The organism is Streptomyces sp. NPDC001536, from assembly GCF_042894505.1.
In the GTDB taxonomy this organism is placed as follows: Bacteria; Actinomycetota; Actinomycetes; order Streptomycetales; family Streptomycetaceae; genus Streptomyces.
Genome location: NZ_JBIAVQ010000014.1, coordinates 1 through 22,122 on the forward strand (window position 1 = coordinate 1; position 22,122 = coordinate 22,122).

A 22,122-nucleotide genomic window follows, 5' to 3' on the forward strand; every position below is an offset into this window, starting at 1 on the left:
TGCGTTTCCGACTCTATCAGACCGTTTCCGGTTCCGATTTCCTCGGTGCTTTCCAGGTTCCCGCTTTCGCGTTTCCCTTTCCGGCGGCTCCGACTTTATCAGAGATTCTGAGTCGGAATTCCCACCCGCTTCGGGGACTGGATCCGGCGCACGAGGCGACCGGGTTCCCGTTCAGGCGGAGCCGTAAACGTACTGGAGCGGGGTGCCCCGATGCAAATCGAGGCGCCCCGCTCCTGGTTCACGCGTACGGAGTCCGACGGACCGTCAGACCTCCACCACCACCGGGAGGATCATCGGCCTGCGGCGATAGGTGTCGGAGACCCACTTGCCGAGGGTCCGCCGCACCAGCTGCTGCATCTGGTGCGGTTCGACCACGCCGTCCTGGGCCGAGCGCTCGAGGACCTCCGTGATCTTCGGGATCACGTCGGCGAACGCCGAGTCCTCGATGCCCGAGCCACGGGCCTGGACGTGCGGTCCGCCCGTGATCTTGCCGGTCGACGAATCGAGGACCACGAAGACCGAGATGATGCCCTCGTCGCCGAGGATCCTGCGGTCCTTGAGAGCCGGCTCGCCGACGTCGCCGACCGAGAGGCCGTCGACGTACACGTAACCCGCCTGGACCTTGCCGGAGATCTTGGCCTTGCCCTCGATGAGGTCGACGACGACGCCGTCCTCCGCGATGACGATCCGGTCGTGCGGGACGCCGGTGAGGGCGCCGAGCTCGGCGTTGGCGCGCAGGTGCCGCCATTCGCCGTGGACCGGCATCAGGTTCTTCGGGCGGCAGATGTTGTAGAAGTACAGCAGCTCGCCGGCCGAGGCATGGCCCGAGACATGGACCTTGGCATTGCCCTTGTGGACGACATGGGCGCCCCAGCGGGTCAGACCGTTGATCACGCGGTAGACCGCGTTCTCGTTGCCGGGGATCAGGGACGACGCCAGGATCACGGTGTCGCCGTTGACGATCCGGATCTGGTGGTCGCGGTTGGCCATCCGGGACAGGGCCGCCATCGGCTCGCCCTGGGAGCCCGTGCAGACCAGGACCACCTCGCGGTCGGGAAGGTCGTCGAGCGTCTTGACGTCGACCACCAGGCCCGGCGGGACCTTCAGATAGCCCAGGTCCCTGGCGATGCCCATGTTGCGGACCATCGAGCGGCCGACGAAGGCGACCCTGCGGCCGTACTCGTTGGCCGCGTCCAGGATCTGCTGGATGCGGTGGATGTGGCTGGCGAAGCTCGCCACGATGATCCGCTTGCGGGCGTTCCCGAAGACTTGGTGCAGGACGTTGGAGATGTCCCGCTCCGGCGGGACGAACCCCGGCACCTCGGCGTTCGTCGAGTCGGAGAGGAGGAGGTCGATCCCCTCCTCGCTCAGACGTGCGAAGGCGTGCAGGTCCGTCAGACGGTTGTCCAGCGGGAGCTGGTCCATCTTGAAGTCGCCGGTGTGGACCACCATGCCCGCGGGGGTGCGGATGGCCACGGCCAGCGCGTCCGGGATGGAGTGGTTGACCGCGACGAACTCGCAGTCGAAGGGGCCGATGCGCTCGCGGTTCCCCTCCGCCACCTCAAGGGTGTACGGGCGGATGCGGTGCTCCTGGAGCTTCGCCTCGATCAGCGCGAGGGTCAGCTTGGAGCCGATCAGCGGGATGTCCGGCTTCTCGCGGAGCAGGAAGGGGACGGCACCGATGTGGTCCTCGTGGCCGTGCGTGAGCACGATGCCCTCGATGTCGTCGAGGCGGTCCCTGATGGACGAGAAGTCCGGCAGGATCAGATCGATGCCGGGCTGCTCCTCCTCGGGGAAGAGGACTCCGCAGTCGACGATCAGAAGACGGCCACCGTACTCGAAGACCGTCATGTTTCGGCCGATCTCACCGAGACCGCCGAGCGGGGTGACCCGCAGGCCGCCCTCGGGGAGCGGCGGGGGCGGACCGAGTTCAGGATGCGGATGACTCAAAAGACTCTCCTCACCACACGCGCCACGTACCGGTAGGGCACGTGGCGCGCATGACGTTCGTGCTAGTAGCAGTTGTCGTTAATGGGTGCAGGCACCGGTGGCCCGCTTATTCAGTTGTGAAGTCCGTTGCGCGCCGGGGCGCGCGAAGTCTGTTGTCAGAGCTGTACCCCGCCGGCGGCAAGATCGATCTTGAGCTGCTCGATCTCTTCGGGCGCGAGCTCCACCATGGGGGCGCGCAGCGGTCCGGCGGGCAGGCCCTGGAGGGCGAGCGCGGCCTTCGTGGTCATGACGCCCTGGGTGCGGAACATGCCCGTGTAGACCGGGAGCAGCTTCTGGTGGATCTCGGTGGCCTTCTGTACGTCGCCGGAGGTGTACGCCTCCACCAGCGCGCGCAGCTCGGGGGTGACCAGATGGCCGACGACCGAGACGAAGCCGACCGCGCCCACGGAGAGCAGCGGCAGGTTCAGCATGTCGTCGCCGGAGTACCAGGCGAGGCCGGAGCGGGCGATGGCCCAGCTGGCGCGCCCGAGGTCGCCCTTGGCGTCCTTGTTGGCGACGATGCGCGGGTGCTCGGCCAGCCGGACGAGTGTCTCGGTGTTGATCGGGACGCCGCTGCGGCCGGGAATGTCGTAGAGCATGACCGGCAGCTCGGTGGCGTCGGCGAGGGCCTTGAAGTGCCGGTACAGGCCCTCCTGCGGGGGCTTGTTGTAGTACGGCGTGACGACGAGCAGGCCGTGGGCGCCGGTCTCCTCGGCCGTGCGGGCGAGTTCGAGGCTGTGGTGGGTGTCGTTGGTGCCGACGCCGGCGACGACGTGGGCGCGGTCTCCGACCGCTTCCAGTACGGCTCGTACGAGGTCCGTTTTCTCCGCGTCGCTGGTGGTGGGGGACTCACCGGTGGTGCCGTTGATGATCAGGCCGTCGTTGCCTGCGTCCACCAGGTGGGTTGCGAGCCGCTGCGCGCCGTCGAGGTCGAGCGCGCCGTCCGCCGTGAAGGGCGTGACCATGGCGGTGAGGACCCTCCCGAAGGGGGTCTGCGGAGTGGAGGTCGGAGCCATGGGTAACACGCTACTCGCTGCTCAAGGCGTGGTCTGCCCTCGGGGGGCTGGAAAAGTCATGACAAAGATGGAGCCCGGCACTGCCTGCTCGGGGGTTCAAGCAGTGCCGGGTCCGTTTGATCAGGCTAGATGAACTTCTCTAAATGCCGCAATACGGACACTTCGCACGGCTGACCCGTACATCTGTGCCCGGGCGGAGAACGCGGGTGCGTTACGGCGCCACACGGCCGTTCGCATTGAAGGCGGCGTAGGTGAGCGGCATGAGCTTGGCCCACTCCGCCTCCATCTTCTCGCCGACCATCTCGATCTCCCGCTGCGGGAAGGACGGGACCTTCGCCAGTTCGTGCTGGGTGCGCAGGCCGAGGAAGTGCATCAGCGAGCGCGCGTTGCAGGTGGCGTACATCGAGGAGAACAGGCCGACGGGGAGGACGGCACGGGCGACCTCGCGGGCGACGCCGGCGGCCAGCATCTCCTGGTAGGCCTCGTACGACTGTCGGTAGGAGTCCTCCATCGTGCGGGTGACCAGCTCCTGCTGGGCCTCGGTGCCCTCGACGAAGACGTACTTGCCGGGGCGGCCCTCCTGGACGAGCTTGCGGTCCGCGCCGGGGACGTAGAAGACCGGTTCGAGCTCCCTGTAGCGGCCGGACTCCTCGTTGTACGACCAGCCCACGCGGTGCCGCATGAACTCGCGGAAGACGAAGATCGGGGCGCTGATGAAGAAGGTCATGGAGTTGTGCTCGAAGGGGCTGCCGTGCCGGTCCCGCATCAGGTAGTTGATGAGGCCCTTGGAGCGCTCGGGGTCCTTCTGGAGCTCCTCCAGGGACTGTTCGCCGGCGGTGGAGACACGGGCGGCCCACAGGACGTCGGAGTCGGCCGCGGTGTGCTTGACCAGCTCGACGGTGACGTCGCTGCGGAAGCTGGGCTTGAGGTCGTCGGCGGGGGTGTCGGTCACGGCTCGGCGGGTCCTTCCATCACTTCTCTCGGGCGGCGCCCACTCTACGGCCCGGCACTGACATCGGGGCGTTCGGTGCCGGGACGCGACATCTTCGGTGAAGTTCTGTGAATTCGGGGCATCAGGGCACCTTTTGTGGCACTCGTGCGTCTGTATCAGCAACAGTCACTTATTCGAGCTTGAAAGGAGCGTCTCCCCGATGTTCCGTCGGCGTGAGCCCGTCCCGTTCGCCTTCGTCGCCGAGGCCGACAGGTTCCGCAGCAATGTCACTCCCCCGCCCCGTGAGAAGTCCTCCGCCGGGGAGATAGCCGGGAGCTGGCTCCTGGGCGTCACCATCGTCGCCGCACTGGTGGGGTCCCTGGTGCTCGGGATGCCCGCACTGACGCTCGATCACTCCCCCACATCGACGCAGGAGTCACAGGCGTCCCAGGGACACTGACTCATCCGGGCCCCCGAGGGTGGATCCAGGGGACAGCGGCGGATAGCCTCACCGGGCACAGCCCCCGCATGGATCGAGTGAGGACCAGTCGTGCCCCTGCCCTTCCTGACGGCCGACCGCGCATTCGAGACAGCCGACGACGTCGCGCTGCCCTTCGACGACCGCAAGCACTGGCGGCGTCCCTACCGGCCCGGTCCCTATCGGGTGGGTGCGGCCGCGCTGCTGTTGCTGCTCGCCTCGTATGTGCTGTTCGCGGCGGTCATCATCGCCCTCACCGGCTCCGCGTCCGAGGGCGGGGTGGTCTTCGGGATCGCGCTGGCCGTCATCGCCGTCGCGCTGCGGCTGCTGCGCATGGGCACGTGGGTGAGCGCCCACGGGGTGCGTCGGGTGGGGTTCTTCCTCACGCGTACGACGCGCTGGGACAAGGTCGTCGCCGTGCGGACGGTGCAGCAGCCGGTGCGCTGGCTGGGGCTGCCGCGCACGGTGCAGGGCCAGGCGCTGACCGTCGTACGCCATGACCGGGCGGCCGGGGACACGGTGCCGCTGCTGACCACGCACAACGCGGACTTCCTGGCGCGGCCCGAGGCGTTCGACCGGGCCGCCGACTCGGTGGAGGCGTGGGGCGCGGAGTACCAGCGGGGCTGACTCACCCGTAGAGACGCCGAAGGGGCCGGTCCGCAGCTGCTGCGGGCCGGCCCCTTCGGCTTACGGCAATCAGGCCTGGACGGGTTTTCCCTCGTGCAGGGCGATCGCGCGCTGCATCGCCTTGCGGGCGCGCGGGGTGTCGCGGGCGTCGTGGTAGGCGACGGCGAGGCGGAACCAGCTGCGCCAGTCGTCGGGTGACGCCTCCGTCTCGGCCTTGCGCTTGGCGAAGACCTCGTCGGCCGAGTCGCGGTCGATGCGGCCGCTGGGGGTGCGCTGCAACTCGTCGAGGGGCAGGCCGCCCTCGGCGTCGAGTTCGGCGGCGAGCTGGTTGGCCTTGCGGACGAACTGGGTGTTCTTCCACAGGAACCACACGCCGATGACCGGCAGGATCAGCACCGCCACGCCGAAGGTGACGGTGAGGAGCGTGCCGGTCTGGATGAGCATGACGCCGCGGCTGCCGACCAGGACGAAGTAGAAGACCAGGACGGCGGCCGTTATGGCGTAGGACAGCTTGGCGCGCATCAGCCCAGGTCCAGGAAGTGTTCCAGGCCGAAGGTGACGCCCGGGGTGGTGACCACGCGACGGGCGCCCAGCAGGATGCCCGGCATGAAGCTGCTGTGGTGGAGCGAGTCGTGACGGATGGTCAGCGTCTCGCCCTCGCCGCCCAGCAGGACCTCCTGGTGGGCCAGCAGGCCGCGCAACCGGACGGAGTGGACGGGAACACCGTCGACATCAGCGCCGCGCGCGCCGTCCAGGCCCGTCTCCGTGGCGTCCGGCGCCGGGGCGGTGCCCGCCTCTGCGCGGGCCGCGGCGATGAGCTGGGCCGTGCGCGTGGCGGTGCCCGAAGGCGCGTCGACCTTCTTCGGGTGGTGCAGCTCGACGACCTCCACCGACTCGAAGTAGGGCGCGGCGATCTGCGCGAACTTCATGTTGAGGACGGCCCCGATGGAGAAGTTGGGCGCGATGAGGACGCCTGTCTCCGGGGAGGCGGCCAGCCAGCCGTTCAGCTGCGAGAGACGCTCGTCGGTCCAGCCCGTCGTACCGACGACGGCGTGGATGCCGTGGCCGACGCAGTACTCGAGGTTGGCCATCACCGAGTCGGGCGTGGTCAGTTCGACGGCGACCTGGGCGCCCGTCTCGGCCAGCGTCTCCAGCTTGTCGCCCCGGCTCAGGGCGGCGACCAGCTCCATGTCCTCGGCGGCCTCCACGGCCCGTACCGCCTCGGAACCGATCCGGCCCTTGGCACCGAGGACCGCCACGCGCAGCTTGCTCATCTCTTGCTTCCTTAAAGACGCTTCCGAAGACAGACGGGGAGGGTTACGCCACGGCCTCGTGCAGACGGGACGCCTGCTTGTCCTTGAGCGGGCCGATGACCGACAGCGAGGGCCGCTGTCCCAGGATGTCGCGGGCGACCGCGCGGACGTCGTCCGGGGTGACCGCCGCTATCCGGGCCAGCATGTCGTCGACGGACATCTGCTCGCCCCAGCACAGCTCACTCTTGCCGATGCGGTTCATGAGCGCACCGGTGTCCTCCAGACCGAGGACGGTGGAGCCGCGGAGCTGGCCGATGGCGCGGGCGATCTCGTCGTCGGTCAGGCCGTTCTCGGCGACCTGGTCGAGTTCGTCCCGGCAGATCTTCAGCACGTCGTGGACCTGCGAGGGCCGGCAGCCCGCGTACACGCCGAACAGGCCGCAGTCGGCGAAGCCCGAGGTGTACGAGTACACGCTGTAGGCCAGGCCCCGCTTCTCGCGGACCTCCTGGAAGAGCCGGGAGGACATGCCGCCGCCCAGCGCGGTGTTCAGCACACCCAGCGACCAGCGACGCTCGTCCGTGCGGGCCAGGCCCGGCATGCCGAGGACGACGTGCGCCTGCTCGGTCTTGCGGCCCAGCAGCTCGACGCGGCCCGCGGTGCGCAGGGCGCGCCTGCCGTCGCGCGGGGCGATGGGCGTGGCGTCGGTGTTCTTGAGGGCGCCCGCCTTCTCGAAGGCCGCGCGGACCTGCCGTACGACCTTGTTGTGGTCGATGTTGCCCGCGGCCGCCACGACCAGGTGCGTCGGGTCGTAGTGCTTCTTGTAGAAGCGGCGGATGCGGTCGGCGGTGAGGGCGTTGACGGTGTCGACCGTGCCGAGGACCGGGCGGCCGAGGGGGTTGTCGCCGAACATCGTGTGCGCGAACAGGTCGTGCACGCAGTCGCCCGGGTCGTCCTCGGTCATGGCGATCTCTTCGAGGATGGCGCCCCGCTCGACGTTGACGTCGTCCTCGAGGATCAGGGAGCCCGTGAGCATGTCGCAGACGACGTCGATGGCGAGCGGCAGATCGGTGTCGAGCACGCGTGCGTAGTAGCACGTGTACTCCTTCGCCGTGAACGCGTTCATCTCGCCGCCGACCGCGTCGATCGCCGAGGAGATGTCCAGCGCCGACCTGCGCGTGGTGCCCTTGAAGAGCAGGTGCTCCAGGTAGTGCGTGGCGCCGTTCAGGGACGGGGTCTCGTCGCGGGAGCCGACGTGGGCCCAGATGCCGAAGGTGGCGGAGCGGACCGAGGGCAGGGTCTCGGTGACGACACGCAGGCCACCCGGAAGGGTGGTCTTGCGGACCGTGCCGATGCCGTTCGCGCCCTTGACGAGGGTTTGGGTACGGGCGACGGCCCGCGCCTCCGAAGAGGTGCGGGCCGTCGCCGTTGAGCTACTCGACGTCACTTGTCGGTGTCGTCCTTCTTCTCATCGTTCTCTTCGCCCTCGATGACCGGGATCAGGGAGAGCTTGCCGCGGGAGTCGATCTCGGCGATCTCGACCTGGACCTTGGAGCCCACGCCGACGACGTCCTCGACGTTCTCCACGCGCTTGCCGCCGGCGAGCTTGCGGATCTGCGAGATGTGCAGCAGACCGTCCTTGCCCGGGAGCAGCGACACGAACGCGCCGAAGGTGGTCGTCTTCACGACCGTACCCAGGTAGCGCTCGCCGACCTCCGGCATGGTCGGGTTGGCGATGCCGTTGATCGTGGCGCGGGCGGCCTCGGCCTGCGAGCCCTGGGCGGCACCGATGTAGATGGTGCCGTCGTCCTCGATCGTGATGTCGGCGCCGGTGTCCTCCTGGATCTGGTTGATCATCTTGCCCTTCGGGCCGATGACCTCACCGATCTTGTCCACGGGGATCTTGACGGTGATGATCCGCGGGGCGTTGGGGGACATCTCGTCCGGCGTGTCGATCGCTTCCATCATCACGTCAAGGATGTGGAGGCGGGCGTCACGGGCCTGCTTGAGGGCCGCGGCCAGGACGGAGGCCGGGATGCCGTCCAGCTTGGTGTCCAGCTGGAGGGCGGTCACGAACTCCTTGGTGCCGGCGACCTTGAAGTCCATGTCGCCGAAGGCGTCCTCCGCACCGAGGATGTCGGTGAGGGTGACGTAGTGCGTCTCGCCGTCGATCTCCTGGGAGATCAGACCCATGGCGATACCGGCGACGGGGGCCTTCAGCGGCACACCGGCGTTCAGCAGCGACATGGTGGAGGCGCAGACCGAGCCCATGGACGTCGAGCCGTTGGAGCTCAGCGCCTCGGAGACCTGGCGGATCGCGTAGGGGAACTCCTCGCGCGTCGGCAGGACAGGGACCAGGGCGCGCTCGGCGAGGGCGCCGTGGCCGATCTCGCGGCGCTTGGGGGAGCCGACGCGGCCGGTCTCGCCGGTGGAGTACGGCGGGAAGTTGTAGTTGTGCATGTAGCGCTTGCGGGTCACCGGGGAGAGGGTGTCCAGCTGCTGCTCCATGCGGAGCATGTTGAGGGTGGTGACGCCCAGGATCTGGGTCTCGCCACGCTCGAACACCGCGGAGCCGTGCACGCGCGGGATGGCCTCGACCTCGGCGGCGAGCGTACGGATGTCCGTGACGCCACGGCCGTCGATGCGCTTCTTCTCCTTGATCACGCGCTCGCGGACGAGCTGCTTGGTCAGGGAGCGGTACGCGGCGGAGATCTCCTTCTCGCGGCCCTCGAACTCCGGCAGGAGCTTCTCGGCGGCGAGCGCCTTGACGCGGTCCAGCTCGGACTCGCGCTCCTGCTTGCCGGCGATGGTCAGCGCGGAGGCGAGCTCCGGGCGGACGGCGGCGGAGAGCGCCTCCAGGATGTCGTCCTGGTAGTCGAGGAAGATCGGGAACTCGCCGGTCGGCTTGGCGGCCTTGGAGGCGAGGTCGGCCTGGGCCTTGCAGAGCACCTTGATGAAGGGCTTCGCGGCTTCCAGACCGGCGGCGACGACCTCCTCGGTCGGCGCCTCGGCACCGCCCTTGACCAGCTGGATGGTCTTCTCGGTGGCCTCGGCCTCGACCATCATGATCGCGACGTCGCCGTCCTCCAGGGTGCGGCCCGCGACGACCATGTCGAAGACGGCGTCCTCGAGCTCGGTGTGCGTCGGGAAGGCCACCCACTGGCCGTTGATCAGCGCGACGCGGACGCCGCCGATCGGGCCGGAGAAGGGCAGGCCGGCCAGCTGCGTGGACGCGGAGGCGGCGTTGATCGCCACGACGTCGTACAGGTGGTCGGGGTTGAGCGCCATGATCGTGGCGACGACCTGGATCTCGTTGCGCAGGCCCTTCTTGAAGGACGGGCGCAGCGGGCGGTCGATCAGACGACAGGTGAGGATGGCGTCCTCGGAGGGACGGCCCTCACGGCGGAAGAAGCTGCCGGGGATCTTGCCGGCGGCGTACATCCGCTCCTCGACGTCCACCGTGAGGGGGAAGAAGTCGAGCTGGTCCTTGGGGTTCTTGGAGGCGGTGGTGGCCGACAGCACCATGGTGTCGTCGTCCAGGTACGCCACGGCGGAGCCGGCGGCCTGCTTGGCCAGACGGCCCGTCTCGAAGCGGATGGTGCGGGTGCCGAAGGAGCCGTTGTCGATGACGGCCTCGGCGTAGTGGGTCTCGTTCTCCACTAGCGTTTCTCCATTACTTTTCGTCTTTTGTCCCGGCCCGCCCGTGTGGTGGGGGGACATGGGTGGAGAAGCGCGCCGTCTGTTGCGGGCCGGTCTTCGATCGAAGCACCCGGGTTCGCATTGCCCGGGAGCCACTACCGAGGACCGGCGGCGGCGAGGTGCACTTCTCCTCGTGGTACTGCGTTGTGCTACCACACTACAAAGTAGGTGTGACACTCCGCACGTTTCCGCACGTACGGCAAAGGGAGCGGTCCCCGACTCGTTTCGGGAACCGCTCCCTTCATGGCGTCTTACTTGGCGCCCGCCGCACCACGGCGGATGCCGAGGCGGTCGACCAGCGCGCGGAAGCGCTGGATGTCCTTCTTCGCCAGGTACTGGAGAAGGCGGCGGCGCTGACCGACGAGGATCAGCAGACCACGACGGGAGTGGTGGTCGTGCTTGTGGGTCTTGAGGTGCTCGGTCAGGTCCGAGATCCGGCGCGAGAGCATGGCGACCTGGACCTCGGGGGAGCCGGTGTCGCCCTCCTTCTGACCGAACTCGGCGATGAGCTGCTTCTTCACTGCGGCATCGAGCGGCACTCGAAACTCCTCGTAGTCTGAAAATGGCCACCGAGTGCCCCCGGTCTATGTCTCGGGGGAGCTTCCGTTACTCGGGAGGCGGGGATCCGCTGGGCGCGGCCTCCAGAGCGAAGGGCTCCGGGGGTGCGTACACGAACGGCCGTCACTCAGGGTACCAGGCAAAGGTGGGGGCCTTCGCCCCGGTTCCGGAAGCACCCTGACGGGGTGCGGGGGGCCACTAGGGTGAGCGCTCGGATCGTGGTCGTACGACGTCGGAAGGGGTCGCCGGGACATGGCGGAGACGGCAGAGGAGATCAAGGCGCGCAAGGAGCGGGAGCGGGACGAGCTCTACGCCCTCGACATCTCGGGCGTCGAGTGGCACAGCGCGCCGGGCACCGAGGAGCACGAGGAGCGGGTCGAGATCGCGTACCTGCCCGAGGGTGCCGTGGCCATGCGGTCCTCGCTGGACCCGGACACCGTGCTGCGGTACACGGAGGCGGAGTGGCGGGCGTTCGTGCTGGGCGCGCGGGACGGGGAGTTCGACATCGAGCCGGCGCCACAAGAGGCGGAGTGAGAGTGAGGGGCGGCACACACGCGTGCCGCCCTTTTCACTTCCTCAGTGCTTGAGCCCGGCGCCCCCGACGGCCAGGGCCATCAGCACCGAGTCGGTCGGGTACTTGTCGTCGGCGACCAGTTCCCGCTTCCCGAAGAAGACCCGGCCCTGTTCGTAGAGGATGTCCGACTGCTCCGGGGCGCTGAGCTCGCCGTCGTCGTCCTCGGGGAGTGTGAAGAGGAGGAGCGGGGTCTCCTTGTCCGTCCTCGGGTTCCAGCGCACCACGGCGGCCGGGGCGACGGCGCCCGCTCCGCGCCGGTAGATCAGCAGGTCGTCGCCGCTCATCCGCAGGGGGTAGACCTTCTGGAGCTCGCGTCCGTCGAACTTTCCGGCGGTCTTGCCCGTGACCAGGTCGAACGCCACGATCCAGTTCGACGGCTCGTTGGTCTCGATGCGCTCCTCGCTGGTGACGAAGGCCCGGTCGCGTCCGACGACCACGCCGTCGCAGGCCTCGTACTCGCCGAAGAAGGACAGTCCGAAGTACCGCTCGCCGCACGTGGCCTCGTAGCCGTTCAGCGCGATGGTCGTACGGTGCTTGCCCGCGCTGTCGAGTGAGATCAGGTCGGTCACCTCGCTGTCCCCCGCCGCGACGGCGAGCACCGGCGGTTCGGACGACGGCAGGTAGACGGTCTGGACCCCGCCGGCGACCTTGTACGTCCAGCGAACCTTGCCCGTGCGCGGGTCCAGCTTCTGCACCTGGAAGGTGACGTCGGGCAGTGATCCGCAGCTGAGCAGGGACAGCAGGGCGCGGCCGCCGGCGAAGGCCTTGTCCTGGCACTTGGCGCCGAGGCTGCTGTTCCAGAGCTGCTCGCCGGACTTCATGTCGTACGCCACGGAGCCCTGCCCCCAGGCCACGGCGACGACGCCCTTGGTGAGCGTGAGGTTGGTGTTGGTGACGTAAGCGGCGTTCGCTGCGGGCATCTTCTTCTGCCACAGCTTCTTGCCGGTGTCGAGGTCGAAGAAGACCACCTGGTCGCAGACGCCGTCCTTCTCCGAGCCCTTGGGCCGCGGAGGCTGGATGACGACGGCGGTACGGCCGTCCGCGGTGACGTGTCTGCTGGTGGCGCAGATATGGCCGTCCAGCTTGAGGCTCCAGGCCTTCTCGTCGGCGTCGAGGGCGATGTTGTAGCCCTCCAGACGGTCGGCGACGCCCTTGACCATGACCTTGCCGGTGGCCCAGGTGCCGGGCGCGTAGCGCGGGTCGGCGTCGTTGGTCTTGGAGAGGTTCTCCTCGTCGTGCTCGATCATCATCCGGCCCTCGGGCGAGGCGGGGACCGTCTCGGTCGTCTCCCTGATCTCGTCCGGGCTCTGCGCGACGGTTCGCTCGGCGCCGGCGGGTGCGCTGTCGCCCCCGGACGCGAGGAGCCAGCCGCCTCCGCCCAGCGCGACCGCCGCGACGACGGCCACGGCGCCCAGCAGTTTCGTACGGCGGCGCCTGCGGGCGGTGTCGGCCGAGAGTGCGGATTGGGTGTAGATCGAGGGAGGCGGGCCGAAGCTCACGCGAAGGAGCCCCTTCTGTTTCTGGCGGGATGATGACCGGATCGGCGACCGTTTCGGTGATCGGATCGGCCCTACTATGCCCGGCGGCGCGATCTGGACGGGGATCGGGGTGGTCCGCCGCCTCCCCCAACAGCCCTGCGCGGCAAGGCGCTTCGGGGATCCTTGTGCTCGGCTCCCCTCACCTTCCGTTTGTGTTCGGGGCGTTCACGAACATCGCCCTTTTTCGTCATGAATGCGAAAGCTGTGTAGGCCAGTTCTGGGCAGGTTGTGACGCGGTGGACGTGCGCTCAGGGGTGGACGGGCCTGCCGGGGTGGGGCTTGTGGTGATTAGGCTGGTACCGGGGGCGACGCCAGAACCCGTGGACCGGGCGTCAGTACTCAGGGGGAGAGCCGGTGGATCGGACGACCTCGAACGACTTCGGATGACCGGAAGACGACAAGAACAGGTCGCCCCTAGCACGGTATGAGGGTGCTCGACCACATCAGGAGGAATTGTGAGCAGCGATCGGGACGGGATCCGCGGGGGCTGGGCCACACCCGGCGATGACCAGCCCGACGCGGAGTCCGCCAGCGAGATGACGGGCGAGTTCACCATCGACTACGCGCCGCCTGCCTGGTACACGCAGAACGCTTCGGGGGGTTCGGGTGACGGGGGGACTCCGTCGGGTGCGGGTGGATCGCCGAGTGCGGGCGGACCGGCCGGTTCCTCCGGATCTTCCGGCTCCTCCGGATCTTCCGGTACGACGGGTTCGGCCGGGGCCGGTTCGTCGGCTTCGGGTACGCCCGGTGCCGCGCCGTCTCCCGTGGACTGGTCCGCTTCCTCGCTGCCGGGGCTGACGCCGCCCGCGCATTCGCGTCCCCAGGGTGCCGCTCCGGCGCCCGGGGCTCCGTTCACGCCTCCGGCGCCTGGTCCGGGATCTCCCTTCACGCCGCCCGCGCCGGGTCCTGGTGCTCCCTTCACTCCGCCCGCCGCTGGTCCGGGGGCGCCTTTCACGCCTCCGGCGCCGCCGTCCTCGGGTCCCGGGGCGCCTTTCACGCCGCCGGCGCCTGGTCCGGGCGTGCCCTTCACGCCGCCCGCGCCGTCGAACGAGGGGCCGGGTGCGGTGCCCGGGCTTCCGGCGGGGAGCGGGTTCGAGCCGCAGCGGCCACAGCAGCCTTCGCAACCCGAGTCGCCGGCCCCGGATGCCGGGTCGCCTACGGCCGTGCCGAACATTCCGGGGTTCCAGTCCCCGTGGGGCGCTCCGACGGCACCGCCCGCGTCGTCCCCGTCGAGCTTCGCCCTGCCCACGCCCGCGACTCCGCCGGCCGCCGCGGACTCCGACCCCGCCCCGGCAACGCCGCCCACCGCGCCGCCGACGAGCTTCACGCTTCCCGCGCCCACGGCTCCGCCTGCCCCTGCGGTGGCGGACTCCGACGAGTCGGCGCCCTCCGCGTCGCCGTCGAGCTCCACGCCGCCCGCCCCCGCGCTGGTCGACGAGGAGCCGGAGTCCGGGAACGGTGACCTGGAGAGCGGCGCCACGATGCGGTTCTCCGCGGCCTCGCTGAAGCGGGAGATCGCGGAGCGCGCTGCGGTGGCCGAGGAGGAGTCTGTGCCGGTGGACGAGGAGGCCGACGCCGCCGTCGCCGCTGACGCCGCCGAGCCCGCCGTGTCCGAGGACGCCGAGCCCGCCGAGGATGCCGTAGTGGAGCCGGCCGTGGTTGGCGAGGCGGACACCGCGGGTGCCGATGCGGTGGACGAGGTTGACGACCACGTCGCGGAGACGGTCGAACCGGCTACCCAGGACAGCGCGGAGACGGTCGAGGAGGCCGACGAGGCAGATGAGGTCGTCGCGTTCCCGGGTGCCTCCGAAGACACCTCGCTGGCCCAGGACGTCGACGCCGACGTGGCGGACCCGGAGCCCACGGCGGAGGACGCCGGTCCCGACGAGGAGACCGAGGCGGAGGAGGCCGCGCCTCAGGACGCCGTGTCCGAGGACGCCGATCCCGCCGAGGCCGAGCCGGCCGACGCCGAGCCGACCGACGCCGAACCGGAGGACACCGAGCCCTCGGACGCGGCGCCTGCCGAGGCCGAGCCGGAGGACGCCGTACCCGCGACCACGGAGCCCACCGACGCCGTACCGGCTGATGCCGAGCCCGAGGACGCCGTACCGACTGCTGCCGAGCCCGAGGACACCACGCCCGAGGACAGCGCCCCCCAGGACGCACCCCCCGCCTGGACTCCCCCGCCCGCGCCGCAGGCCGGAATGCCGCCGCTGCCGCCGTCGTACCAGCCCGCCGCTCCCGCCCCGGCAGCTCAGTGGCCGGCACAGCCCCAGGCCCAGCCGCAGCCCCAGCAGCCGGCCCCGGCGGCACCCGCGCCGCAGCCGACGGCCGCGCAGGCCCCGCCCGTACCGCAGCAGCAGCCGCCCTTCCAGCCGCAGGCCCCGCAGCCCGCGCCCGCCGCCTGGAACCAGCCGCCCGCGCCCCCGGCACCCGCCCCGGTCGCACCGCAGCCCGGCACCCCGGCCGCCCAGCAGCAGCCCGCGACCCCCGGCCCGCAGGACGGTTACGGCTTCCCGCAGCCCGGTGGCGCCCCCGCACCCAACCCACAGCCCGGCTACGGCTTCCCTCAGCCGGGCGCTGCCCAGCCGACCCCGCAGCCCCCGGTGCCCAACGCCCAAGGCGGCTACGGCTTCCCCCAGCCGGGTGGCACCCCCGCACCCACCCCGCAGGCCGGCGGCACCCCCCAGCCCGGCGCTGCCCAGCCGACCCCTCCGCAGCCCCCGGCGCCCAACGCCCAAAGCGGCTACGGCTTCCCCCAGCCGGGACAGCCCCCGGCCGGCGCCCCCTCGGACCCGCACGCCCAGCCGATGCCCGCCCCCGGTGCCCCGCAGCCCGCTGCGGACGGTTACGGCTTCCCGCAGCCCGGCGGCGCCCCCGCGCCCAACCCGCAGGCCGGCTACGGCTTCCCCCAGCCCGGTGGCCCGGCACCGGCCCCCAACGCCCAGGCCGGCTACGGCTTCCCGCACCCCGGTGCACCGAACGCCCCGCAGGCACCCGCCCCCGGCGGCTACGGCTTCCCGCAGTCGCCCGCGCCGCAGGCCGGCCAGCCGCAGCCGGGCGTACCGCAGGTACCGGCCCAGCCGGACGGACAGCCCCCGGCGGCCGCTCCGCAGGGGTACGACCCGCACGCCGCCCAGGCACCGCAGGCACCCCAGCCGCCCATCGACCCCCGCACCGGTACCGCCTGGCCGCAGCCCATGCAGCACGACCAGCGGCAGATGACCAACCCCGGTGCGGCGCCGCTCGGTTACACCGCTGCCGTGGAGCTGTCCTCGGACCGGCTGCTGAACAACAAGAAGCAGAAGGCGAAGAGCGGCCGCCCCGCCGCCCAGCCGTCCCGGTTCAAGATCGGTGGGAAGAAGGAAGAGGCCGAGCGGCAGCGGAAGTTGGAGCTGATCCGCACGCCCGTGCTGTCCTGCTACCGCATCGCGGTCATCAGCCTCAAGGGCGGTGTCGGCAAGACGACCACGACCACCGCCCTCGGCTCGACCCTCGCCACCGAGCGGCAGGACAAGATCCTCGCCATCGACGCCAACCCGGACGCCGGCACCCTCGGCCGCCGGGTGCGGCGGGAGACCGGGGCCACCATCCGTGACCTCGTCCAGGCGATCCCGTACCTCAACTCGTACATGGACATCCGCCGGTTCACCTCCCAGGCGCCGTCCGGGCTCGAGATCATCGCCAACGACGTCGACCCGGCCGTGTCCACGACCTTCAACGACGAGGACTACCGGCGGGCCATCGACGTGCTGGGCAAGCAGTACCCGGTGATCCTGACGGACTCCGGTACCGGTCTGCTCTACTCCGCCATGCGCGGTGTGCTCGATCTGGCCGACCAGCTCATCATCATCTCGACGCCGTCCGTCGACGGTGCGAGCAGCGCCAGTACGACGCTCGACTGGCTGTCGGCGCACGGGTACGCCGATCTGGTGTCGCGGTCCATCACCGTGATCTCGGGTGTCCGCGAGACCGGCAAGATGATCAAGGTCGACGACATCGTCAGCCACTTCGAGACGCGCTGCCGCGGTGTCGTGGTCGTGCCCTTCGACGAGCACCTCGCCGCCGGTGCCGAGGTCGACCTCGACATGATGCGGCCGAAGGTGCGCGAGTCGTACTTCAACCTCGCGGCGATGGTCGCCGAGGACTTCGTACGCCACCAGCAGATGCATGGCCTGTGGACCAGCGACGGCAACCCGCCCCCGGTGGCGGCCCCGCCGCTGCCCGGCCAGCCCATGCCCGGGCAGCCGTACCCGCACCAGCCTCAGCAGCCGTACGCCCCGCAGCCGGGCCAGCCCTATCCGCAGCAGGGCCAGCAGCCCGGTCAGCCCTACCCGCCGCAGGGTCAGCCGTACCCGCCGCAGGCCCAGCAGCCCGGCCAGCCCGGGTACCCGTACCCGCCCGCGCCCCCGCAGCAGTAGCCCACACAGCCGAAGGGCGGCCGGTGCTCACCAGCACCGGCCGCCCTTCGGCGTCGTAAGAGCGAGAAAAGCGGCTACTCGGCCGCCGCGATCAGCTCTCGGCACTTCTTGACGTCCTCGGCCATCTGCACCAGCAGCGCGTCCAGGGAGTCGAACTTCGCCTGGCCGCGTACGTACGCGAGGAAGTCGACGGCCACGTGCAGGCCGTACAGGTCGAGGCCCACCCGGTCGATGGCGTAGGCCTCGACCGTGCGCTCGGTGCCGTCGAACTGGGGGTTGGTGCCGACGGAGATCGCGGCCGGCATGGCCTCGCCCTGGGCGTGCAGCCAGCCGGCGTAGACGCCGTCGGCGGGGATGGCGGTGTGCGGGAGCGTCTCGACATTGGCCGTGGGGAAGCCCAGTTCGCGGCCGCGCTGCGCGCCCCGAACGACCACGCCCTCGACCCGGTGCGGGCGGCCCAGGATCTCACCGGCGCCCTCGACGTCGCCGGAGGCGACCAGGCGGCGGGTGAGCGTGGAGGAGAACGGCTCGCCGCCGCCCGCCTCGCCGCACACGAACAGGTCGATGACCTCGACCTCGAAGTCGTACGTCTTGCCCTGCTCGGCGAGGAACTCCACGTTCCCCGCGGCCTTGTGGCCGAAGCGGAAGTTGGGGCCCTCGACGACCGCCTTGGCGTGCAGCTTGTCGACCAGGACCTTGACGACGAACTCGGCCGGCGAGAGCTTCGAGAACTCCGTCGTGAAGGGCAGGATGAGGAGCGCGTCCACGCCCAGCTCCGCCATCAGCTCGGCGCGGCGGTGGTGCGGGGCCAGCAGGGGCGGGTGGCTGCCGGGGCGGACGACCTCGCTGGGGTGCGGGTCGAAAGTGACGACGACGGCGGGAACGCCCAGCTCACGGGCGCGTTCCACGGCATGCCGGATGATCAGCTGGTGCCCGCGGTGGACTCCGTCGTAGGAACCGATGGTGACGACGCTGCGCCCCCAGTCCTCGGGAATGTCCTCCAAGCCACGCCAGCGCTGCACTGTGACCGCTCCTCGTCGAACCTGTGTCCGTGTGTACGGCTTACCTCTTACGCAGGTCTAAGGGTGCCATGCCGCGTCGCTCCGGCCCGCATCGGCATGGGCGCTGTGACTCGACGCACGTGGCGCGGGCGGGTCAGGCGGGGACGCGTACGCCTGCCAGGTTCTCGATCATCCGGCGGGTGCTGGGGCCGACCACAGCCGCCCACCGCTGCGGAGCGTCGGTCAGCCAGCCCGCCACCTGCCCGGCGAAGCCCGGCACCTGACGGGCGAGATCGACGAGGCCGCGGTCGAAACGGGCCGCGCCCTCCGGGGTGCGGACGAGAAGGAGACCGGTGCGGTGGACGAGTTCGCGCAGTCCGTCGTCGGGGTGGCGGGCGGCGGCGCGCAGGAGGGCGTCCAGGACGGCGGGCGCGTGTTCGTGGCTCAGGAGGAAGTCGAGGAGTTCGCGACGCAGGGGGCGGGAGGCGGGGGTGCCGGGGGTGGCCAGTACGGCGGCGAGGGCGGCCCGCACCTCCTCCGAGCCGCCGTCCAGCAGGCCCGTGACCAGCGGGAGCAGTACCGCCCGCGCGGCCGGCCCCTGGTCGAGGCGCCGGTCCACGTATGCCGCCATGTCCGCCGCGGTCTCCGGGCGCTGCTCCACCGCCTCCTTCACGAGTACGGCGATCCGGCGGGCCTGCGTGGGCGTGGTGACGTCGGCGAGGGTACGCAGGGCCGCTCCGGCGCCGGGGCGGCGCAGCCGGGCGCGGAAGGCGTCCAGGACCGGCTCCGGGTGGGTGGCCAGGGCGGCGACCAGGGCGCTCGGCGGGAACTGCGGGTCGCCGGCCAGGAAGTGGCCGAGAGCCTGCGGGAGATGGCGGGCACGCGTGCGTGGATCGCGGACCAGGAGGGCGAGCGCGCCCCCGTGCAGGGTGCAGTCGGCGGGGCGGGCCAGCAGGGTGAGGGCGGTGTAGCGCAGCAGCTCGCGGTCGGCCTCCGTCGTCACGTGCGGGGCGGCGCGCAGGCCGTACGCCACCGCCGCGACCCGTCGGTCGGGGCGTTCGTCGTGCGCCCATCGGTCCACGGCCCGGCACACCGCCGACGGTTCGTCCTCCGCGAGCACGGCGAGCAGCTCGTCGGCCCGTCGGTGCGCACAGTCGACGAGCACCTCGGTGAGGTCGTCGAGGGCCAGCCTCCGGTGGGTGTGCAGCAGCGCCTGCGCGGCCTTCGCGACGGTCGCGTGCGGGGTGGCGGGCAGGGGGCGCTCGTCGTCGAACCAGCGGGTCAGATGCGGTGCTACGGCGGTGGCGTCGGCGGCGAGCAGTCCGGAGGCCGCGTCCAGGAAACGGGGGGCGGTGTCGTGCGCGGGGCCGTCGGCGAGGACGAGACGGCGGAGGAGGTCGAGGAGGGTGATCGGGGGGAGGGGGAGGGCGAGCCAGAAGTCGGGGGCGAACTCGGTGGATCGGGTGGGGGGTTGGGGGCGGGGTGGGGCGTGCTGGGGTCGGGTGCGGGGTGCGGTCTGCTGGGGTGTGTCTTCTTGCGCGTGGCCTTGAGCTCGTTCTTGCGCTCGGTCTTGGGCGCGTTCCTCGCGTCGCCAGGCCACCACGCGGTCCGCGAGCAGGCGCAGTACGCCCGTGTACGGCGTCGCGTCGGGGACGCGGAGCAGGGACTCGGTGAGGAGGCGGGCCGCCCACCAGGAGTGGGGGTCGGCGTCCAGGGCCTGGATCAGCTCCTCCAGGCGGAGGGCCAGTCGGGGGGTGCCGTGCTGGCGGGACAGGAGGAGCAGGGCCTGGACGACCGGGCCGATGCGGTGGTGCGGGACCGGGAAGGGGTGCGGGCTGTGGCGGTGGACCAGGGCGCGCAGGGCCTCGTCCAGGTCCAGGTGCATGCCCTGGATCCAGTCGGCGAGTTCCTCGTGGGCGAAGCGGTAGCCGTTGCCGGCGGGGACCAGGAGGCCCTCGGTGAGGACGGCGGACGCCCAGCCGGTGCCGCCGCCGAGGCGGGCGGGGGCCTGGCCCCAGGGGAACACCGCCTCGAACGACTCGCGGTCCAGTTCGCCCTGGCCCGGGCCGAGGCTGCGGCGGGCGGCCTCGTGCACCTGGCCGGAGACCTTTGCGGCGAGGCGGCGTACGGCGGTGCCGCGCAGGCCGTTCTCGGCGGCGAGGCGGACGGCGACGCGGAGGCACATCAGGTCGAGGTGGGCGGCGAAGACGTCGTGGCGGTCTGTGCGGGTGCCGAGGGTGTCGGTGTGGCTGTCGATGTCGCTGCCGGGGAGGGCGGCTCGGACCTCGGAGAGGAGGCGGAGGGTGAGGGGGTGGCGGGCGTCGGTGTCCGTGAGGGCGCCCTCGGGGATGCCGTAGCGGGCTCGGGCCTGGCGGGCTTCGTCCTCGTGCAGGTCGGCGAGGTGCACGCAGGGCGGTTTCTCGCCCCCTCCGCCCCTACCCGTCCCCTCCCTGAGGGCTGCGCCCCCAGACCCCCCATCGGCCTGAACGGCCTCGTCCTCAAACGCCGGACGGGCTGGGGGTGGCTGAGCGGCATCGGCATCGGCATCGGATGCCAGGCGGACCGGGAGATGCGGTCTGTGCAGGATCCCATTCGGAAAGCCCTCCCCCGCTCCCTCCCAGTACTCCCCCCGGCACGCCACCACCAGCCGCGCCCCCGTCTCCCCCAGCCACTTCGCCGTCCCCTCGGTCCACTCGGTCATGCGGTGGGCGAGGACCGGGGGCATCTCCTCGGGGCCGTCGAGGAGGAGGAGCAGAGGCCGATCCTCGGTGTGGGCGAGGCGGGACAGGTGCTCAGGGTTCACGTCTCCCAGGTCGGCGACCTGGGCCGAGCGTGACGCGGCGACGATCCGGGCCGCCCGGGTCAGCGCTCTGCGGGCCGCGTCGGCGACCGAGGTGTCGTCGTCCCTGAGGTCGGCGCCGCGCAGCCAGAGGGTCGGGGCGGGCCGGGGGCCCCGGTTGCGGCGGGCGGCGAGGGACGCGAGTTCTGTCGTACGACCGCTTCCGGGTGGGCCGACGAGGGCGAGGACGGCGGCCGGGCCCTCGGTGAAGGCCTCGAACTCCGTTGCCGTGGCGGCCCGTTGGATCGGGGGGACCGATCCGGGGGTGTCGGTGCCCGCCCGGCCGACGTAGCCCGCGAGCGCACCCGGCGGGCCGTCCTGGCCCACCGAGGTCGCCGTCAGTTCGAGGACGCCCGCGAGGTTGAGGTCCACGCCGTACGCGGGGACGGTCGCCGCGTTCTCGGCGAGGAGCTCGGCGAGCGGACCGGGCGGTGCCGGAAGCAGGGGTACCGCGAACCCTGCGTCACGGCCGCCGCCCTGGAGCGCGGTGCCGAGGACGCCGACCACCGCGCCGGTCGCGGCGTCGAGCACCGGTCCCCCGGCCGCCCCGCCACCCAGCCGCAGCGCGTCCCGCCCGGCTGTGCCGATGGCCAACTCCAGCGCACTGTCCAGGAGATGGAAGCGATCCGTCGCCGTGTACGTCACGGGGGCCGCGCCGAGCACCCTCGCCTCACGCCAGCACCCGGCGGCGATCCGCACATAGGCGCCGGTCCCGATCCGGTTCCGCACGGTGACGGGGAGCGGGTCGGCGCCGAGCCCCTCGGTCCGTACGAGGGCCAGGTTCAGCTCGGGCAGGGCGGTCACCGCGTCGGCGGTCACCACGCAGTGGCGGTCCTCGGCGGCGTAGAGCAGAAGTCTCGGCAGTCCGTCGACGGCCTCGTGGCTCGTGATCACGGTGCCGTGGTGGTCGGCCACGAACCCGGTGCCCCGGGGGCGGCCGGCGAGGTCGTGGATACGGACCAGGGATGCGTCGCCCGCCTGTCCCGGCCCGGAAGTCGCCGTGTGCTCGCTCTCACCCGCGCGCCGGCGGCCGCCCGCGGTCCGCGGGCCCCGTCCCGCCATGGTCGAACCTCCCCGCCGTGCCCTTCCCTGTCTTCGACGGTAGGCACCAGGTGATCGGCGGGACAGATCGCGCGGTGAACGCGCCCCCTTCCGCTCCCCCGCTTCACTCCGAGCGCCTGCCCGCACGGGTGAATGGGCG

The 22,122-nt window shown here is 71.2% G+C and carries 15 protein-coding genes and 1 pseudogene; 5 read left to right on the forward strand and 11 right to left on the reverse strand.

Annotated features, from left to right (window positions below; translation table 11 throughout):
- Window positions 1-264: 264 nt before the first annotated feature.
- From ACFY0U_RS32535 to thyX, 3 genes are all read right to left on the reverse strand, one after another.
- Complete coding sequence (locus tag ACFY0U_RS32535; protein ID WP_388641923.1) at window positions 265-1,950, reverse strand: ribonuclease J; 1,686 nt, start codon at window positions 1,948-1,950, stop codon at window positions 265-267.
- Between the two features lie 155 nt (window positions 1,951-2,105).
- Window positions 2,106-3,005: a 4-hydroxy-tetrahydrodipicolinate synthase gene (gene dapA / locus ACFY0U_RS32540; protein ID WP_388641925.1), complete on the reverse strand. Its 900-nt coding sequence runs from the start codon at window positions 3,003-3,005 to the stop codon at window positions 2,106-2,108.
- A 211-nt stretch (window positions 3,006-3,216) separates the two neighbouring features.
- On the reverse strand, window positions 3,217-3,957 hold the full coding sequence (gene thyX, locus ACFY0U_RS32545) for an FAD-dependent thymidylate synthase (protein WP_388641927.1): 741 nt from the start codon (window positions 3,955-3,957) through the stop codon (window positions 3,217-3,219).
- A 199-nt stretch (window positions 3,958-4,156) separates the two neighbouring features.
- On the opposite strand from thyX, the gene ACFY0U_RS32550 reads away from it, so the two are divergent.
- A complete protein-coding gene (locus ACFY0U_RS32550; protein ID WP_388641929.1) occupies window positions 4,157-4,396 on the forward strand; it encodes a hypothetical protein in 240 nt (79 codons plus the stop codon).
- Between the two features lie 90 nt (window positions 4,397-4,486).
- Complete coding sequence (locus ACFY0U_RS32555; protein WP_388641930.1) at window positions 4,487-5,041, forward strand: hypothetical protein; 555 nt, start codon at window positions 4,487-4,489, stop codon at window positions 5,039-5,041.
- A gap of 69 nt (window positions 5,042-5,110) precedes the next feature.
- Here the strand turns inward: ACFY0U_RS32555 and ACFY0U_RS32560 are convergent, their stop codons facing one another.
- The 5 genes from ACFY0U_RS32560 to rpsO all read right to left on the reverse strand — a co-directional run bounded on the left by ACFY0U_RS32560 (window position 5,111) and on the right by rpsO (window position 10,529).
- The gene (locus ACFY0U_RS32560; protein ID WP_388641932.1) at window positions 5,111-5,563 is read right to left on the reverse strand and encodes a hypothetical protein; all 453 of its coding nucleotides are present in this window, start codon (window positions 5,561-5,563) and stop codon (window positions 5,111-5,113) included.
- Complete coding sequence (gene dapB, locus ACFY0U_RS32565) at window positions 5,563-6,315, reverse strand: 4-hydroxy-tetrahydrodipicolinate reductase (protein ID WP_388641934.1); 753 nt, start codon at window positions 6,313-6,315, stop codon at window positions 5,563-5,565. Before dapB ends, ACFY0U_RS32560 begins: the two co-directional genes overlap by 1 nt.
- A gap of 43 nt (window positions 6,316-6,358) precedes the next feature.
- Window positions 6,359-7,738 (reverse strand): M16 family metallopeptidase, encoded by a 1,380-nt coding sequence (locus ACFY0U_RS32570; protein ID WP_388641936.1) that lies wholly within the window; start codon window positions 7,736-7,738, stop codon window positions 6,359-6,361.
- Window positions 7,735-9,951 (reverse strand): polyribonucleotide nucleotidyltransferase, encoded by a 2,217-nt coding sequence (locus ACFY0U_RS32575; RefSeq protein ID WP_388641938.1) that lies wholly within the window; start codon window positions 9,949-9,951, stop codon window positions 7,735-7,737. Before ACFY0U_RS32575 ends, ACFY0U_RS32570 begins: the two co-directional genes overlap by 4 nt.
- Before the next feature lie 290 nt (window positions 9,952-10,241).
- Entirely contained in the window at window positions 10,242-10,529 is a 288-nt protein-coding gene (gene rpsO, locus ACFY0U_RS32580; RefSeq protein WP_046263478.1) for a 30S ribosomal protein S15, read from the reverse strand.
- Between the two features lie 271 nt (window positions 10,530-10,800).
- Here rpsO and ACFY0U_RS32585 point away from each other — a divergent pair, with 271 nt between their 5' ends.
- Window positions 10,801-11,082 carry a DUF397 domain-containing protein gene (locus tag ACFY0U_RS32585; RefSeq protein WP_171146652.1) on the forward strand — a complete coding sequence of 94 codons (282 nt, stop codon included), beginning with the start codon at window positions 10,801-10,803 and terminating at the stop codon, window positions 11,080-11,082.
- A 42-nt stretch (window positions 11,083-11,124) separates the two neighbouring features.
- Here ACFY0U_RS32585 and ACFY0U_RS32590 read toward each other — a convergent pair whose 3' ends face one another.
- Window positions 11,125-12,621, reverse strand: coding sequence for a PQQ-binding-like beta-propeller repeat protein (locus ACFY0U_RS32590; protein WP_388641941.1), 1,497 nt, complete (start codon window positions 12,619-12,621; stop codon window positions 11,125-11,127).
- Between the two features lie 494 nt (window positions 12,622-13,115).
- On the opposite strand from ACFY0U_RS32590, the pseudogene ACFY0U_RS32595 reads away from it, so the two are divergent.
- Window positions 13,116-13,196, forward strand: a pseudogene (locus tag ACFY0U_RS32595) (SCO5717 family growth-regulating ATPase); the annotation flags it as partial.
- 627 nt (window positions 13,197-13,823) lie between these two features.
- Complete coding sequence (locus tag ACFY0U_RS32600) at window positions 13,824-17,081, forward strand: AAA family ATPase (protein ID WP_388642298.1); 3,258 nt, start codon at window positions 13,824-13,826, stop codon at window positions 17,079-17,081.
- A 74-nt stretch (window positions 17,082-17,155) separates the two neighbouring features.
- On the opposite strand, the gene ACFY0U_RS32605 is transcribed toward ACFY0U_RS32600, so the two are convergent.
- Together ACFY0U_RS32605 and ACFY0U_RS32610 are read right to left on the reverse strand one after the other, a co-directional pair.
- Window positions 17,156-18,103, reverse strand: a complete 948-nt coding sequence (locus ACFY0U_RS32605; protein WP_388641943.1) for a bifunctional riboflavin kinase/FAD synthetase — start codon at window positions 18,101-18,103, stop codon at window positions 17,156-17,158.
- A gap of 133 nt (window positions 18,104-18,236) precedes the next feature.
- Entirely contained in the window at window positions 18,237-21,983 is a 3,747-nt protein-coding gene (locus ACFY0U_RS32610; RefSeq protein WP_388641945.1) for a trypsin-like peptidase domain-containing protein, read from the reverse strand.
- Window positions 21,984-22,122 lie beyond the last annotated feature (139 nt).